Genomic DNA, 15,670 nt, shown 5'->3' with positions numbered 1-15,670 from the left:
TGCGCGGCGGGATGCCGGGTACCCTGACGGCATGACCCTCTCCGTGGAGAACCAGCCCGACCAGTCCCGCTACGCCCTCCTGAAGGACGGCGAGGTCATCGGGATCGCCGAATACGAGCTCCGCGACGACGCGATCGTGTTCGTGCACACGGAGGTCGACCCGGAGAAGCGCGAACGCGGGATGGCCTCCCAGCTGGTGCAGACGGCGCTCGACGACGTGCGCGACCGGACGGACCTGCGGGTGATCGCGACGTGCCCGTACGTGCGGCGGTGGCTGGCGGACCACCCCGAGTATCAGGAGCTGCAGCGGCGCTGAGGTGACGGCCTAACCGCGATGCGAGGCGGTGGTGCGCGTCGTCGCGCGCCCCTCTTCCGACGGCGCCCGCCCTTCGGCGCGCTGGCCGCGGCCGGCCGAGCCGACGTCGATCGTGATCTTGCCCGCGTCCAGGACGCTCGCGTCGCCGCCGTCGCCGGGGAGCGGGGCCGGAGCCGGGAGGAACGACTGGCGGTCGAGCTCCTGCTGGGCCTCGTGGCGCGTGGGGGCGAAGATCTCGTCGAACGAGCCTCCGATCGCGCCGCTCATGCTGCTGGAGCCGCGGGCGGCCTTGTTGGAGAGGTCGATCCAGCCGAGCTTCACACCCGTCACGATCGCCGCGACGATGCCCACCACCACGACCACGGCCCACCAATTCACGCCGTCAAGGGTACCGGACGGTTCTGAACGCTCCGCTGACGCACAGGAACCGCCAAGGTCGGCTGGCCGGCGGGAGGCTCGCGACGCCCCGGGTCAGGGCACCCGGTAGAGCCACTCCTCTGTCGCGAACTTCGACGCCACCAGCCGCTCGGCCTCCTCGTACTCCGCATCGGTGAGGTCGCCGTCCGTCGCGCCGTACAGGCTGCGGAAGGTCAGCTTCATCTGCTCGATGATCTCGGCGCGGCTGAGGCCGGTCTGGCTGCGCAGCGGGTCGACGCGCTTCGCCGCGCTGGTGATGCCCTTGTCGCTGATCTTCTCGCGGCCGATGCGGAGGACCTCCGTCATCTTCTGGCCGTCCATGTCGTAGCTCATGGTCACGTGGTGCAGCACTGCGCCGGAGCCGAGGCGCTTCTGGGCGGCGCCGCCGATCTTGCCCTTCGGGCTGGTGATGTCGTTGAGCGGGACGTAGCTGGCGTCGATGCCGAGCGACTTGAGCGCGATGATGGCCCACTCGTCCAGGAACGCGTAGCTGTCGGCGAAACTCATCCCCTGCACGAGGTCGGCGGGGGCGTAGATCGAGTATGTGACGACCGAGCCCGCCTCCATGAACATCGCGCCGCCGCCGGTGATGCGGCGCACCACCTTCACGCCGTACTTCTCGGCGTTCACGGGGTCGACCTCGTTCTTCACCGACTGGAAGCTGCCGATGACGACGGCGGGCTCCTCCCACTCCCAGATCCGGAGGGTCGGGCCGCGGCGGCCCTCGCCGACCTCGGTGGTCAGCACCTCGTCGAGGGCGAGGTGCATAAGCGGGGTGACGGCCTTGGAGTGCACGATCTGCCAGTCGTAGTCACGCCAGCTCGTCGCACGGGCGAGGGCGCGGCGCACGGCGACGGCCACAGCCTCGGGCGAGAAGCCGAGCAGGGAGGCACCCTCGGGGAGGGCGTCCTTCACGGCGGCGACGATGGTCTTGGAGTCGGCCTCGGCCGGGAGGCCGTTGACGGCCGCGTCGATCGCCTCCAGCGCGGTGTCCGGCTCGAGGAAGAAGTCCCCCGCCAGCCGGAACCCCGAGATCAGCCCGTCCACGACCTCCAGGTCGACGACGACGAGCTTTCCGCCGGGAACCTTGTACTCACCATGCATGGGACCAGCCTAGAACCCGCGCCGCCGACCGCCGACTCCTCACAAATTCCGCCAGAAACAGCCGAGTACGCCGATAATCTGCGTACTCGGCGGTTTTGGGCGGAATTCGGGCGTACTCGGGGAAGTCGGGGTCAGATGCGGGCCGGGATGCGGGGGTCGAGCCAGGCGGTGACGTCGGCGTAGACCTCCTCCTTGTTGGTCTCGTTGAAGATCTCGTGACGGGCACCGGGGTAGACGATCGTCGTCACGTCGGAGAGGCCGGAGCGAGTGCGGTATGCGCGCTCGAGTTTGCGGGCGGAGGCCGGGCCACCCAGCGGGTCGTCGTCGCCGACCGCGATCAGCAGCGGGAGGTCGCGGGCGAAGTGCCGCGCGGGCCGGCCGAGCAGGCGGGCGGCGTCGGCCATCCCGAACAGCTTCTGCAGCGGAACCAGCGTGCACAGCGGGTCGTCCACGAACGCCTGCGCGACGGCCGGATCGCGGCTGAGCCATTCGGCGCCGGTGGTGCCGAGGTGGGCGTGCCGCTTGTTCAGGTCGCCGCTGTTCATCGACCCGATCATCCGGTAGGCGGTGCCGGTGAGCACAGCGGCGTCGTAATCGTCGGCGTGGTGGTTGAGGGTCAGCTGTCCCATCAGCGAGCCCCAGCTGTGGGCGACGAGGACGAGCGGGAGGTCCGGATTCTCGTCGCGGATCAGCCGGCTGAACGCGCGGAAGTCGCGGAGAGCCGCGCGCAGGCCGCCCGGCCCGAGCTTGCCGAGCTTGGACGCGTCGCCGTGCCACTGTTCCATCCCGGTCCGGCCGTGGCCGCGATGGTCGTCGACGTAGACGGTATAGCCCTCGGCGACGAGGTGCTCGGCGAGCGCCCGGTAGCGGCCGGCGTGCTCCCCGACACCGTGCGCGATCTGAACCGCGGCGCGCGGGCGCTCAGCCGGGTAGACGTCGAAGAAGATGCGGAGGCCGTCGTCGGCGCTGAACTCTCGCTGCACGGGCTCATTCTGGCACAGCGTTTTATTTAGCCAGCCTAATTTGATAGGCTAACTATCTATGGGACGCCTCTCGACGCACGACCTCAGCAGCGCGCTGCGCATCGCCGTCGCGCGACTGTCGCGGCGTCTGCGCGCGGAGAAGGAGGACGACGAGCTGAGCGACACCCAGACCTCGACGCTCGCATTCCTCGTCCGCGAGGGCTCCGGGACGATCGGGAGGCTGAGCGAGCACGAGCGCGTGACCCCGCCCTCCATGAACCGCACCGTCAATCACCTGGAGCAGGCCGGCTATGTCGTGCGCACGGCTGACGCCGTCGACGGGCGCAAGGTCGTCGTCGTCCCGACCGAGTCCGGCCTCCAGCTCGTCACAGAGACGCGCCGCCGCCGCGACGCCTGGCTGAACCAGCGCCTCCGCACGCTCACCCCCGAGCAGCGCGAGACCCTTGCCGAGGCCGCAGCGATCATGCGGGAGATCGCCGACTCGTGAGTGCGATGTTCCGTTCCCTCACCGGGGTCAACTACCGCATCTGGGCCGGTGGTGCGCTCGTCTCCAACGTCGGCACGTGGATGCAGCGCACCGCGCAGGACTGGATCGTCCTCACCCAGCTCACCCACAACAACGCGGCCGCCGTCGGCTTCGTGATGGCGTTGCAGTTCGGGCCCCAGCTCATCCTGCTGCCGGTGACCGGCTGGGCGGCCGACCACCTCGACCGGCGCCGGTTGCTGATGGCGACGCAGGGGATGATGGGGTTGCTCGGGCTCGGACTCGGCCTCCTGACCGTGACCGGCGTCATCCAGCTCTGGCACGTGTACGTGTTCGCGCTGCTGCTCGGTGTGGTGGCGGCGTTCGACGCCCCCGCGCGGCAGACCTTCGTGTCGGAGCTCGTGGCCGGCCCGAACCTGTCGAACGCGGTCGCGCTCAACTCGGCGTCATTCAACTCGGCGCGCCTGCTGGGCCCGGCGGTCGCGGGTCTGCTGACCGCCGCGGTCGGCGCGGGCTGGGTGTTCCTGATCAACGCGGCGACGTTCGGCGCGGTGCTGCTGTCGCTGATGCTGCTGCGGAAGGAGAAGCTGTACCGGTCGCCGCGCGCCAAGCGCTCCCGCGGCGGACTGGTCGACGGCTTCCGGTATGTCCGGCGGCGGCCTGACATCATCGTCATCCTGGTCATGGTTTTCCTGATCGGGACGTTCGGCCTCAACTTCCCGATCTTCATCTCGACCATGTCGGTCAGCGTGTTCCACCAGGGGGCGGGCGAGTACGGCATCCTGTCGTCGATCATGGCGATCGGCTCGGTGGTCGGCGCCCTGCTGGCCGCACGGCGCGAGCGGCCGCGGGTGTCGCTGCTGTTCGCCGGCGCGGCGTTCTTCGGCACGGGATGCGCGATCGCCGCGGTCATGCCGACCTACTGGCTGTTCGCGGCCGCGCTGATCATCATCGGCGTCTCGTCGCAGACGCTGATGACGACGGCGAACGGGACCGTGCAGATGACGACCGACCCGCTGCTGCGCGGCCGGGTGATGGCGATCTACATGGCGATCTTCATGGGCGGCACCCCGGTCGGCGCCCCGATCGTCGGCTGGGTGGCCGACACGTTCGGCCCGCGCTGGGCGATGGGGGTCGGCGCGGCGAGCGGGTTCGCGGCGGCGCTGGTCGGCGTGTTCTACCTGGTGAAGTACCGCGGGCTGCGGGTGCGCTTCAGCGGCCTCCGCCCGCGCGTCGTGCTGACACCGCGCGAGGAGGCCCGCGAGGAGCTCGAGGAGACCGAGGCCACCGCGACGCGCGCGAGCTGAGCGGCGCGACGCGCCGCCGCGGCGCGATTCGTGCCGAATGTCGCGAAAGCGCGCCACATTCCCGCGATTCGTCACGAATGTGCGACGCGCGATTCGCGGTTAGCGAGCCGCGATGGTGGTGCGCATGACGCAGTTGACGGTGCCTTTGGGGCGGTCGTACTCGAAGCCGGCGTCCTCGAAGACGCGGCGGGTCATGCAGTAGAGGAACGACGGCGACACGCGCTTGTCGTCGTCGCGCGGATAGCCCTCGACCACCCCGCCGCCGGCGGCGGCGATCAGGTCGAGCGCTCCCGCGATCGCGGCACGGCCGACGCCGCGGCCGCGGTATTGCCGGTCCACGAATACACAGGTGACCCGGTAGTCCGGGAGGGCGGCCGCCGTCTCCAGGTACTGCTTGCGGTGATGGATCCCGGGCAGCTCCTCCGGACACCCGAACTGCGCCCAGCCGACGGCGCGGTCGCCGTCGAAGACGAGGGCGGCGTGCGCGTGCCCGGCCAAGACGAGGTCGTGCTTGTACTCCTTCGCGGAGCCGGCCGGCCGCTCGGGCTGCGACCCCGGGGCGGAGTGGGAGGCGCGGTGGAACCACGTGCAGTAGCAGCCGCCGAACCCGCCGCCGGCGTGGCGGTCGCAGAGCGCGGCGAAGGCGTCCCAGGTGCTGGGGTCGAGCGCACGGACGGTGAAGCCGGCGTCGGCATCGCTCATGGCGGCCTCCCCTCCGCGCTGCGAAACTACGCTGAGGCGAGTCGGGCGGCAAGCGCCGTGCGGAGACGCGACGCTCGCCCGGCGCAAGGACGGGACCATCCGGGAAGCCCCCTCAGCGCACGGGGTCCGGTGGTCCGCGCGAGCACGGCGCGTCGGTAGGCGCACCCGTACGCGTGGACAATGGCGGTATGCACCCCGACGCTCCGGCCACCGACCCGCTTGCGCTCGCCCGGCGCGGTCTCCGGCTGACCGCGGACGGCGGCCGCGCACTCGTGGGGATCGCCGGCAGTCCCGGCTCCGGGAAGACGACGCTCGCACGCGCGGTCGTCGACGCGGCGAACGAGCTGGCCGGCGAGCCCGTCGCCGCGTACCTGCCGATGGACGGCTTCCACCTCGCCGACGCCACCCTGGAGGCGCTGGGTCGCCACGACCGCAAGGGAGCGATCGACACCTTCGACGGCTGGGGCTTCGTGTCCCTGCTGGAGCGTGTCCTCGCCGAACGCGACCACCCGGTCTACGCGCCGGCCTTCGACCGCGCGGTCGGCGAGCCGATCGCCGGGAGCCTGGCCGTGCTGCCGGGCACGCGACTCGTCATCGTGGAGGGCAACTACCTGCTGGCGCCGTCCGCCCCGTGGTCGCGCATCCCGCCGCTGCTGGCCGAGTCGTGGTTCGTCGCGACCGCCGAGGAGGAGCGGATGCGCCGGCTCGTGGACCGGCACACCCGCCACGGCCGCACCCCGGAGGCCGCGCTCGCCTGGGCACGCGACGTCGACGGCGCCAACGCCCGCATCATCGAGCCGACCGCGGCGAGCGCGACACTGATCGTGGACGGCGGACTCCCAGTCGGCGCTGCCTAGGGTGGAGGCATGACCGACACTTTCGACACCGTCACCATGTTCGGCGCGGACTGGTGCCGCGACTGCATCCGCTCCAAGGCCCTCCTCGACCGCCTCGGCGCCGACTACGAGTACATCGACCTGGTCGCCCAGCCCGAGCAGGCCGACCGCGCCCAGGCGATCAGCGGCCGCACCAACATCCCCGTGATCGTGTTCCCGGACGGGCGGCACCTCGTGGAGCCGAGCGACGCGGAACTGCAGGCGGCGCTGGGGGTCTAGCCTCCCAGCACGACCAACTCCCGCGTCGACCGCGTCATCGCGACGTACCGGTCGACCGCGCCCTCGATCCCGTCCCCGAAGCGGCCGGGGTCGAGCAGCACCACCAGGTCGAACTCCAGCCCTTTCGACTGCGCCGGCGTGAGCAGCCGGATGCGGTCGGAGGGCACCGTCCAGCCCCGGTTGACGTCGGCCGCGATCACGCACCCGATCCCCGTCGGGTTCTCCTCGAGCCAGCGCGCTACGACCCCGTCCAGCTCGTCCCGGCTCCCGCGGAGCACCGGGAGCCCGCTGCTGCGCACCGATGTCGGCACGTTCGCGTCCGGGATGGCCGCGCGGATCACCGGCTCGGCCTCCGCCATGATCTCCTCCGGCGTGCGGTAGTTGACGGTCAGCGTGGAGACGCGCACGTCCCGGATGCCCACCGCCGCCAGCCGATCGGCCCACGACGACGTGAACCCGTGCCGCGTCTGCGCCCGGTCGCCCACGATCGTGAAGCTGCGCGACGGGCACCGGCGCAGCAGCATCCGCCACTCGGCGTCGGTGAGCTCCTGCGCCTCGTCCACGACGATGTGCGCGAACGGCCCGCCGAGGAGGTCCGGGTCGAGGCTCGGGAGGGCGGCCTCATCGATCAGGGAGCGCTGGGCGTCCTCCACCTTCAGCATCGTGACCAGCCCCTCGCCGTCGTCGGCGGCGATCAGGTCGTCCACCACCCGGTTGCGGCCCTCGCGCTCGAAGGCGAGCACGGCCTCCCGCTCGCGAGCCACCCGGTTCGCGGCCGGGTCGCCGATCCGCTGGCGGGCGGCGTCGAGCAGCGGGAGGTCGGACACCGTCCACGCGCGGGGTTCCGCGCGCTGCAGCGCCCGGACCTCCTTGTCGGTCAGCCACGGCGCGCACGCCCTCAGGTAGGCCGGCACGGAGAACAGGTCGCCGAGCACCCCCGCCGGGTCGAGCAGCGGCCACGCGCGCGTGAACGCCGCCCGCAGCGCCTCGTTCCGGGTGAGCTGACGGCGCAGCGCGGCGGCGGGGACCGCAGCGCCGGCCTTCGCCTCCAGGATCGTCAACAGCTCCTCCCACACCTCGTCGCGCGCTTCGTCGTGCGGGACACCGGCCCCGGCCGCGTCGAACGCGTCCGCCCAGTCCTCGGGCGTCACCGGGAGGTCGGCCCACTCGGTTTCCACGACCATCCCGCGTGACGGCGGCACCTCGTGGTAGCGGACAGCGCGCTCGACGGCCGTCACCATCGCGGCCGACGCCTTGAGCCGGACCACCTCCTCGTCGGCCTCCGGCCCGGCCGCTGCGCCCCCCGGCAGCAGGTCGCGCAGCGTGCAGAGCTGCACCCCCTCCTCGCCGAGACTCGGCAGCACGTCCGAGACGTAGGCGAGGTAGGCCGGGCTCGGCCCCACGAACAGCACGCCGCCGTGCCCCTGCGACAGGCGCGGGTCGGAGTACAGGAGGTACGCCGCACGGTGCAGCGCAACCACCGTCTTGCCGGTGCCAGGTCCGCCGTCGACCACGAGCGCGCCGCGGGAGCCGTCCCGGATGATGGTGTCCTGGTCGGCCTGGATGGTCGCAAGCACGTCTCGCATCTGCGGCGACCGGCTCGCGCCGAGGCTCGCGATGAAGGCGGACTGGTCGTCCAGCGCCGCGCGCTCGGCCGCGTCGTCGAGTGCGTCGGCCGCGAACACCTCGTCCCAGTAATCGGTCACCCGCCCCTTCGCCCACCGGTAGCGCCTGCGGCTGACCAACCCCATCGGGTCGGCCAGCGTGGCGCCGAAGAACGGCTCGGCCGCGGGCGACCGCCAGTCGACCAGGAGCTTCTCGCCGTCGTCGGCGGTGAGCCCGAAGCGACCGATGTAGACGGTGTCGCCGGCGGCGGTGAGCATCCGGCCGAGGCACACGTCGATCCCGAACCTCCCGAGCGCCCGCAGCCGCGCGCTCAGCCTCCGGACCTCCGTGTCCCGGTCGAGCGCCTTCTGCCCGTGGCCGCCCGGAGCGCGCAGCTCGGCGGCCAGCTGATCGGAGAGCTCGGCGACGGTCCTCCGGAGCGTGGCATCGATGGCGGCGAAGTGCCGCTCGTCGTCGCCGATGAGGGCAGGAGCGGACTTGGCGCTGAGGTTCTCGGGCAGGGCGAAGGCAGGCGAGGAGGCAGTCACGATCGACGATTCTGCGCCCTGACCGGGGCCTTGCCGCAAGCCCCCTGCCCTCCCGTATCCTGGAAATGCGGGGGGAACAGCATCCACAAGTCCGAGCGCACAATCCCATCCACACCTCCTGTTGGACTTCTCGCCGCTTCCGGCGGAGGCTGACGCCATGACAGACATGGAGTACACGCAGCTCGGCCGTTCCGGACTGAAAGTGTCGCGCCTCGTGCTCGGCACAATGAACTTCGGGCCGGAGACCACGCCCGAGGACTCGTACGGGATCATGGACGCCGCCCACGCGGCCGGCATCAACTACTTCGACACCGCGAACGTCTACGGCCGCAGCAAGGGCCACGGCGCGACCGAGACCATCATCGGCGACTGGTTCGCGCAGGGCGACGGGCGGCGCGAGCGCACCGTCCTCGCCACCAAGCTCTACGGCGCGATGGGCGAGTGGCCCAACGAGGGCAAGCTGTCCGCCCTCAACATCCGGCGCGCCCTCGACGCCAGCCTGAAGCGGCTGCAGACCGACTACGTCGACATCTACCAGTTCCACCACGTGGACCGGGACACGCCCTGGGACGAGATCTGGCAGGCGATCGACGTCGCGATCGCCCAGGGCAAGATCCTCTACGCCGGCTCGAGCAACTTCGCCGGCTGGCACATCGCGACCGCGCAGGCGGAGGCCCGGAAGCGGGACGCGCTCGGCCTGGTCAGCGAGCAGTCCATCTACAACCTCCTGACCCGCCAGGTGGAGCTGGAGGTCCTGCCCGCCGCGCAGGCGAACGGCGTCGGGGTCATCGCCTGGTCCCCACTGCACGGCGGCCTGCTCGGCGGCGTGATCCGCAAGCAGAACGAAGGCCGGCGCCGGCTGGAGGGTCGCGCCGCGGAGACGCTCGCCACCCACCGTGACGCGATCGAGGCCTACGAGTCGTTCGCGGCCGAGCTCGGCCACGAGCCCGGCGACATCGCGCTCGCCTGGCTCCTCACCCGGCCGGGCGTGACCGGACCGATCATCGGCCCGCGCACCCGCGAGCAGCTGGACTCCGGCATCCGCGCCCTCGACGTCCACCTGGACGACGCGGCGCTGGCGCGGCTGGACGAGATCTTCCCCGGACACAAGACGGCGCCGGAGGACTACGCCTGGTAGCCCGGGCGCCGACACCACGACGAAGCCACGACACTGAGAACCAAGGAGAACGAATGAAGTACCGCGCACTGGCCGACCTGCAGGTGTCCGCGATCGGCCTCGGCGGGATGCCCATGTCGATCGAGGGCCGTCCTGACCGGGCCCGCTCGATCGCGACCGTGCACGCCGCGCTGGACGCCGGCGTCACCCTGATCGACACGGCCGACGCCTATCACGTGCACGCCGACGAGGTCGGTCACAACGAGGAGCTCATCGCCGAGGCGCTGCGCAGCTGGAGCGACGACGCCTCCACCGTCCTGGTCGCGACGAAGGGCGGCCACCTGCGGCCCGGCGACGGCAGCTGGACCGTCGACGGCCGTCCCGAGCACATCCGCGAGGCCGCGCTGGAATCGCTGCGCCGGCTCGGGGGCGACGCGCTCGGGCTGTACCAGTTCCACCGGCCCGACCCGAACGTTCCGTACGCGGACTCCGTGGGCGCCGTCCGCGACCTTCTCGACGAGGGGCTGATCCGCTACGCCGGCATCTCGAACGCGAACCCCGACCAGATCCGCCAGGCGCAGGAGATCCTGGGCGGCCGGCTGGCGTCGGTGCAGAACCAGTTCTCGCCGGCCTTCCGCTCCAGCGAGCCGGAACTGCGGCTGGCCGACGAACTGGGCATCGCCTTCCTGCCATGGAGCCCGCTCGGCGGCATCTCGAACGCGAGCGACCTCGGCGACCGCTTCGCGCCGTTCGCCGACATCGCCTCCGCCCGCGGCATCAGCCCGCAGGTGGTCGCGCTCGCCTGGCACCTCGCGCAGAGCCCGCACGTCATCCCGATCCCGGGCTCGTCGCGGCCGGAGACCATCCTGGACTCGCTCACCGCGGTGGACGTGGAGCTCACGGACGAGGAGCTCGCGGCGCTGAACGCGGCGTAGCCTGCCCCGGGTCGTCAGACAAGCGTCGTGGAGGCGTCGACGGGAGTCGGCGCCTCCACCCGCGCAAGCTGCCGCAGGAACGCGGCAGCAGCCGGGCTCGGCTCGTCCGACACCGCGACCGCCACGGTCCACTCCGGCACCTCCCCGCTGAGCGCGACCGCCCGCAGTTGCTCGGGCCGCTTGCGCGAAAAGCTCGCCGGGACCACCGCGATGCCGAGGTTGTAGCCGACCAGGTCGAGGAGCGGATGGACGTCGTTGACCTCCATCGCCGCCCGGTAGTCGAAGCCCGCCGCCGCGAACGCGCGCCGGGCCAGCGTCTGCGCGGCCCAGCCCTCCTGGAAGCCGATCAGCGGCTCCCCGCGCAGTGCCTCGATCGGGATGCTGTCCTCCGTCGCGAAGCGATGCTCCGGGTGGCAGAGCACGAGCAGCGACTGGGTGGTCAGGGGACGCAGCCGCACACCGCTCGGGGCGTGGCCGGTGTCGACGACCAGGGCGACGTCCGCGCGGCCGCCGGCGACGGCCTCCACCAGCTCCTCCGACCCCGAGTAGCGCAGCCGGACCTCCACACCGGGGTTCGCCGTGCGGAAGGCGGCGAGCTCCGCCGGGAGGTCGACCGACCCGAGGCACGGCTCGGCGCCGATCGTGAGACGGCCGCGCAGCAGCCCACGGACGGCGGCCACCGCGTTCCGTGCCGCGGCGGCGCTGGCCAGCGTACGCACCGAGTCCGCCAGCAGCGCCTGGCCGGCCGTCGTCAACTCGACGCGGCGGGTGCTGCGGATGAAGAGCGAGGTGCCCAGCTCCTGCTCCAGAGAGCGGATCGAGGCCGACAGCCCGGACTGGGAGATCTGCAGCAGCTCCGCCGCGCGCGTGAAATGCCGCTCTTCGGCGACGGTGACGAAGTGCTCCAGCTGACGAAGTTCCATTCAGCAAGGATACTGGTCAATCGCATGCACTCCATCGACACCAGCGGAGAAGCCGTGCTCGCCCTGGCTGCCTCCCGACCGGCACAATGAGCACCATGCGCATCCTGCTGATCGGCGCCGGTGGCGTCGGAAACGCCATCGCGAAGATCGCCGCGCGCCGGTCGTTCTTCGAGTCCATCGTCGTCAGCGACTACGACCCGTCCCGGGCGGAGGCCACGGTCGCGTGGATCCGCGAGCGGCACGGCGAGCACATCGCCGCGCGTTTCAGCGCGACGCGGATCGACGCCTCCGACCCGAGCTCCGTCGCGGCCGTCGCCCGCGCGCACCGCGCGACCCACGTGATGAACGCGGTGGAGCCCTCCTTCGTGGAGTCGATCTTCGCCGGCGCCCTCGCCGCGGGCGCCGACTACCTCGACATGGCGATGAGCCTCTCGCGCCCGCACGAGACCGAGCCGTACCGCCGGACCGGCGTGAAGCTCGGCGACGCGCAGTTCGCCGAGAACCAGCGTTGGGAGGCCGCGGGCCGGCTCGCGCTCGTCGGCATGGGTGTCGAGCCCGGGCTCTCCGACGTGTTCGCCCGCTACGCCGCCGACGAGCTGTTCTCGCACATCGACGAGCTGGGCACCCGCGACGGGGCGAACCTCGTGGTCCGCGACGACGAGGGAAACGAGATCTTCGCGCCCTCGTTCAGCATCTGGACCACGATCGAGGAATGCCTCAATCCGCCGGTGATCTTCGAGAAGCGCCGCATCGGCGAGGAGGGCGGCGGCTGGTACACCACCCCGCCGTTCAGCGAGCCGGAAGTCTTCGACTTCCCCGACGGCATCGGCCCGATCGAATGCGTGAACGTGGAGCACGAGGAGGTGCTGCTGATGCCGCGCTGGCTGGACGCCGACCGGGTGACGTTCAAGTACGGTCTCGGAGCGGAGTTCATCGGCGTGCTCAAGACGCTGCACCTGCTCGGGCTGGACTCCACAGCGCCGCTGCGCGTCCGCAGTGCGGCGGGTCCGGTGGAGGTCGCCCCGCGCGATGTGGTCGCCGCGGCCCTCCCCGACCCCGCCACGATCGGCCCGCGGATGACCGGCAAGACCTGCGCGGGCGTCTGGGTGACCGGCACCGGGAAGGACGGCCTGCCGCGCAGCGTGTACCTGTATCACGTGGCCGACAACGAGTGGACGATGCGCGAATACGACTCGCAGTGCGTGGTCTGGCAGACGGCGCTCAACCCGGTGATCGCGTTGGAGCTGCTGGCGAACGGGACGTGGACCGGCGTGGGGGTCCTCGGGCCGGAGGCGTTCCCGGCCCGGCCGTTCCTGGAGCTGATGGAACGGCCGGTGGCGGAGGGCGGCTACGGGCAGAGCTGGGGGCTGCGGGAGCCCTGAGCGTTACAGTCGCAGCACGCTCGGCCTCGGGAGCCCGAGGTCTTCGAGCAGGTCGCCCAGCTTCCGATCGAGCTCGTACCCCGCTTGCGTGATCTTGTTGTTGCCGAATCCGCGCAGCGGTGCGCTCGGCTGTTCGACGCTGAGCACGGTGCGGCCTCCGCCCGCCTCGTGCAGCTCGACGCGCATCGGCGTGTAGAGCATCGCGCCCGCGTCGTGGCGGTACATCCGCGCGGCCGTCGCGTAGTCGCCGACGAGGTAGCCCACGCTCGCGGTGTCCACGCCGCCGACGCGCATGACCGGGCGCGGGTCGCCGGTCCAGAACCGGACCAGGCCGTGCATGGCGGGCCCCTCGAGCATCCGGGTGAGGGTCGACCAGTCGGCGCGCTGGTCCAGGAGGCCGCTCTGCAGTCGCAGGTCGAGCTCCGGGACCTGCTCCTCGAACGCACGCCGGAGCTGCGCGAACGGCACCTCGGCCTCCAGCTCGATCCGCCTCGCCTCGACGGTGTGGATGCGCTCGGTCGCGCGGTACGTCACGCGACCACGGTGCCGGCGGCGGACGGGACCGCGAACGGCGGGACGCGCACGCCCGCGCTCAGCGCCTCCGCCGGGTCGGCGCCGACCCCGAGGATGCGGTTGTCGCCATCGACGTGCACGACGGTCGGCACGAAGTCCCGCGCCTCGGCGTCGTCGAGCTGCGCGTACGAGATGACGATGACGGTGTCGCCGACCTCGGCCAGGTGCGCCGCCGCCCCGTTCACCCCGATGACGCCGCTGCCGCGTTCGCCGGCGATCAGGTAGGTCTCGAACCGGGACCCGTTGGTCACGTCGACGACGGCGACCTGTTCCCCGGGCAGCAGGTCGGCGGCCTCCATCAGGTCGAGGTCGACGGTCAGCGAGCCGACGTAGTGGAGGTCGGCGTGGGTGACGGTGGCGCGGTGGATCTTCGACTTGAACATGGTGCGGAGCACGGGACGTTCCTTTCGTGGCCTGGTATCCATTGTCCCGCGGTTCGGAGGCACGGCGGCGCGCGCGGGAGAATGGAGCGTGCACAACCTCGGACTCCTCTTCGACGTCGACGGCCCGATCGCCAGTCCCGTCACCCGGACCATCGCCATCCGCAGCATCGTCACCGACCTGGTCGCGATGACCGCCGCGGGCGTGCCGATCGCGTTCATCACCGGCCGCTCGGGCGACTTCATCCGTCACCAGGTCGTCGCCCCGCTGTGCGACGCCGGCCTCGGCGATGCGCTCGAATCGCACGGCGCCCGGATGTTCGGCGTGTTCGAGAAGGGCGGCGCATGGGCGCCGATCACGGGTGAGGGGATGGGCGAGGTCACGGTCGACGCGTCGGTCGCGCTGCCCGACGCTGCCGTCGACGGCATCCGGTCGCTGGTCCGAGAGCGGTTCGCCGACACGATGTTCTTCGACGAGACGAAGCGGGCGATGATCTCGGTCGAGCAGCGCACCGACGTGGACTCGGAGACGTACCAGGAGGCCCAGGCCCGTTTCGAGGCTGCAGCCTTCGACCTCCTGACCGGGCTCGGCCTCGGCCTGCGCTACGGCGAGCGCGTCGCCCCCGACGCGGCTGGCGACGTCCCCTTCCGGATCGACCCGACGATCATCTCCACCGACATCGAGTCCGTGCTGCTCGACAAGGACCGCGGCGCCCAGCGTGCGTTCGACTACTTCGCCGAGCGCGGCCCGCTCCCGCACCGCTGGCGCTCGATCGGGGACTCGCGCAGCGACTACAAGATGGCGGACTTCGTCCACAGCACGGGGCGGGAGGTCGCCCACGTCGATGTGCGGCCGGCCGACGGCGTGCTGGAGCGGCCGTACGAGGTGATCACGATCGGTGACGCGGTGCACGACACCGCGGGGGCGGAGTTCCTGGCGCACTGGCGGCGGGAACTGGGGTTGGACGCCCAGTAGCGGCAACGGAGGAGATCGGGCGCGACGCGCCGGTGCTCGACAGTCAGCGGAGGAGATCGCGGGCTGCGGAGGGGGGATGTCCTCCGCTGGGTTCGGGCGCCCGCGTTACGCGGCGCGGCCGCGGACCTTCGCGATCGACTCCGTCATCTCGCGGGCGAGCTCGAGCCCACCGGCCCGCTCCGCAGCCACGAGCGCGTCAGCCTGGTCGGCGTCCGCACCCGTGAACCACGACGCGATCGTGACTCCGTGTCCCGGCCGCCGCACGACCTCCACCGTGTCGCCCGCGCCGACCGTCCCGGCATGCACGACGGACAGATACGCCCCGACGCGCCCAGCCTCGGTGAACCGGCGCACCCACTGCGGCTCCCCCATCCGGCGCTGGAACGTCGCACACGGCGTGCGCGGGCAGGTGACCTCGACCACCAGCTTCTCGCCGATCCGCCAGCGCTCGCCGATCTCCGCGCCATCGACATCCAGGCCGGCCGTGCGGAGGTTCTCGCCGAAGAGTCCGGGCGGGATGGTCCGGCCGAGCTCCCCGGCCCACCACTCGGCGGCCTCGTCGGCGTAGGCGTAGAGAGCCTTCGTCGAGCCGCCGTGATGCTTACGGTCGGCCTGCACATCGCCGTAGAGGCCGAGCGGGCGCACCTTCAGGCGCGACTCCACCGGCTGCTTGTCGATCGCCGTCACTCCGACGTTGCCGGCGTCCGGCCGCAGCTGCGCGACGCGGCACACCGCAAGGACCCGCGCGCCGCTCTCCCCTACCGTCATGCCCTCCAGTATGCCCGCCCCTGCCCACTCGCCGT

18 protein-coding genes are annotated in these 15,670 nt (G+C 71.6%); 9 read left to right on the top strand and 9 right to left on the bottom strand.

Annotated elements, in window-relative coordinates:
• Positions 1–31 precede the first annotated feature (31 nt).
• A complete protein-coding gene (locus AC1ROW_RS16885; RefSeq protein ID WP_493020046.1) occupies positions 32–316 on the top strand; it encodes a GNAT family N-acetyltransferase in 285 nt (94 codons plus the stop codon).
• Positions 317–325: 9 nt separating this feature from the next.
• Here AC1ROW_RS16885 and AC1ROW_RS16880 read toward each other — a convergent pair whose 3' ends face one another.
• The 3 genes from AC1ROW_RS16880 to AC1ROW_RS16870 all read right to left on the bottom strand — a co-directional run bounded on the left by AC1ROW_RS16880 (position 326) and on the right by AC1ROW_RS16870 (position 2,820).
• A complete protein-coding gene (locus tag AC1ROW_RS16880; RefSeq protein WP_493020045.1) occupies positions 326–694 on the bottom strand; it encodes a hypothetical protein in 369 nt (122 codons plus the stop codon).
• Between the two features lie 93 nt (positions 695–787).
• Positions 788–1,837, bottom strand: coding sequence for a lipoate-protein ligase LplAB (gene lplAB / locus AC1ROW_RS16875; protein WP_493020044.1), 1,050 nt, complete (start codon positions 1,835–1,837; stop codon positions 788–790).
• 131 nt (positions 1,838–1,968) lie between these two features.
• A complete protein-coding gene (locus AC1ROW_RS16870) occupies positions 1,969–2,820 on the bottom strand; it encodes an alpha/beta fold hydrolase (protein WP_493020043.1) in 852 nt (283 codons plus the stop codon).
• Positions 2,821–2,878: 58 nt separating this feature from the next.
• On the opposite strand from AC1ROW_RS16870, the gene AC1ROW_RS16865 reads away from it, so the two are divergent.
• The gene (locus tag AC1ROW_RS16865) at positions 2,879–3,307 is read left to right on the top strand and encodes a MarR family winged helix-turn-helix transcriptional regulator (RefSeq protein ID WP_493020042.1); all 429 of its coding nucleotides are present in this window, start codon (positions 2,879–2,881) and stop codon (positions 3,305–3,307) included.
• A 5-nt stretch (positions 3,308–3,312) separates the two neighbouring features.
• A complete protein-coding gene (locus AC1ROW_RS16860; RefSeq protein WP_493020041.1) occupies positions 3,313–4,611 on the top strand; it encodes an MFS transporter in 1,299 nt (432 codons plus the stop codon).
• Between the two features lie 99 nt (positions 4,612–4,710).
• Here AC1ROW_RS16860 and AC1ROW_RS16855 read toward each other — a convergent pair whose 3' ends face one another.
• The gene (locus AC1ROW_RS16855) at positions 4,711–5,313 is read right to left on the bottom strand and encodes a GNAT family N-acetyltransferase (protein WP_493020040.1); all 603 of its coding nucleotides are present in this window, start codon (positions 5,311–5,313) and stop codon (positions 4,711–4,713) included.
• Between the two features lie 188 nt (positions 5,314–5,501).
• Here AC1ROW_RS16855 and AC1ROW_RS16850 point away from each other — a divergent pair, with 188 nt between their 5' ends.
• Positions 5,502–6,170: a nucleoside/nucleotide kinase family protein gene (locus tag AC1ROW_RS16850; protein ID WP_493020039.1), complete on the top strand. Its 669-nt coding sequence runs from the start codon at positions 5,502–5,504 to the stop codon at positions 6,168–6,170.
• Positions 6,171–6,179: 9 nt separating this feature from the next.
• Positions 6,180–6,428 carry a glutaredoxin family protein gene (locus AC1ROW_RS16845; RefSeq protein WP_454110058.1) on the top strand — a complete coding sequence of 83 codons (249 nt, stop codon included), beginning with the start codon at positions 6,180–6,182 and terminating at the stop codon, positions 6,426–6,428.
• Here AC1ROW_RS16845 and helR read toward each other — a convergent pair.
• Positions 6,425–8,584 carry an RNA polymerase recycling motor ATPase HelR gene (helR, locus tag AC1ROW_RS16840; RefSeq protein WP_493020138.1) on the bottom strand — a complete coding sequence of 720 codons (2,160 nt, stop codon included), beginning with the start codon at positions 8,582–8,584 and terminating at the stop codon, positions 6,425–6,427. The genes AC1ROW_RS16845 and helR overlap by 4 nt on opposite strands.
• Before the next feature lie 163 nt (positions 8,585–8,747).
• Between helR and AC1ROW_RS16835 the strand changes: the two genes are divergently transcribed.
• Positions 8,748–9,719, top strand: a complete 972-nt coding sequence (locus AC1ROW_RS16835) for an aldo/keto reductase (protein ID WP_493020137.1) — start codon at positions 8,748–8,750, stop codon at positions 9,717–9,719.
• Between the two features lie 53 nt (positions 9,720–9,772).
• Positions 9,773–10,633: an aldo/keto reductase gene (locus tag AC1ROW_RS16830; protein ID WP_493020038.1), complete on the top strand. Its 861-nt coding sequence runs from the start codon at positions 9,773–9,775 to the stop codon at positions 10,631–10,633.
• Between the two features lie 14 nt (positions 10,634–10,647).
• Here AC1ROW_RS16830 and AC1ROW_RS16825 read toward each other — a convergent pair whose 3' ends face one another.
• Positions 10,648–11,556, bottom strand: a complete 909-nt coding sequence (locus tag AC1ROW_RS16825) for a LysR family transcriptional regulator (protein ID WP_493020037.1) — start codon at positions 11,554–11,556, stop codon at positions 10,648–10,650.
• A 95-nt stretch (positions 11,557–11,651) separates the two neighbouring features.
• Between AC1ROW_RS16825 and AC1ROW_RS16820 the strand changes: the two genes are divergently transcribed.
• A complete protein-coding gene (locus tag AC1ROW_RS16820; protein WP_493020036.1) occupies positions 11,652–12,938 on the top strand; it encodes a saccharopine dehydrogenase family protein in 1,287 nt (428 codons plus the stop codon).
• 3 nt (positions 12,939–12,941) lie between these two features.
• Here AC1ROW_RS16820 and AC1ROW_RS16815 read toward each other — a convergent pair whose 3' ends face one another.
• Entirely contained in the window at positions 12,942–13,472 is a 531-nt protein-coding gene (locus AC1ROW_RS16815; protein WP_493020035.1) for a DUF302 domain-containing protein, read from the bottom strand.
• On the bottom strand, positions 13,469–13,906 hold the full coding sequence (gene panD / locus AC1ROW_RS16810; RefSeq protein WP_493020034.1) for an aspartate 1-decarboxylase: 438 nt from the start codon (positions 13,904–13,906) through the stop codon (positions 13,469–13,471). The genes AC1ROW_RS16815 and panD overlap by 4 nt, the downstream gene beginning before the upstream one ends.
• 76 nt (positions 13,907–13,982) lie before the next feature.
• On the opposite strand from panD, the gene AC1ROW_RS16805 reads away from it, so the two are divergent.
• A complete protein-coding gene (locus AC1ROW_RS16805) occupies positions 13,983–14,867 on the top strand; it encodes a hypothetical protein (protein WP_493020033.1) in 885 nt (294 codons plus the stop codon).
• 105 nt (positions 14,868–14,972) lie between these two features.
• Here the strand turns inward: AC1ROW_RS16805 and AC1ROW_RS16800 are convergent, their stop codons facing one another.
• Positions 14,973–15,635 carry an MOSC domain-containing protein gene (locus tag AC1ROW_RS16800; protein ID WP_493020032.1) on the bottom strand — a complete coding sequence of 221 codons (663 nt, stop codon included), beginning with the start codon at positions 15,633–15,635 and terminating at the stop codon, positions 14,973–14,975.
• Between the last annotated feature and the right edge of the window lie 35 nt (positions 15,636–15,670).

This window comes from Leifsonia sp. GW821-FHT13C09 (assembly GCF_058806435.1).
The sequence above is the reverse complement of the archived record's forward strand: the minus strand, read 5'-3'. Positions and strand labels throughout refer to the sequence as shown.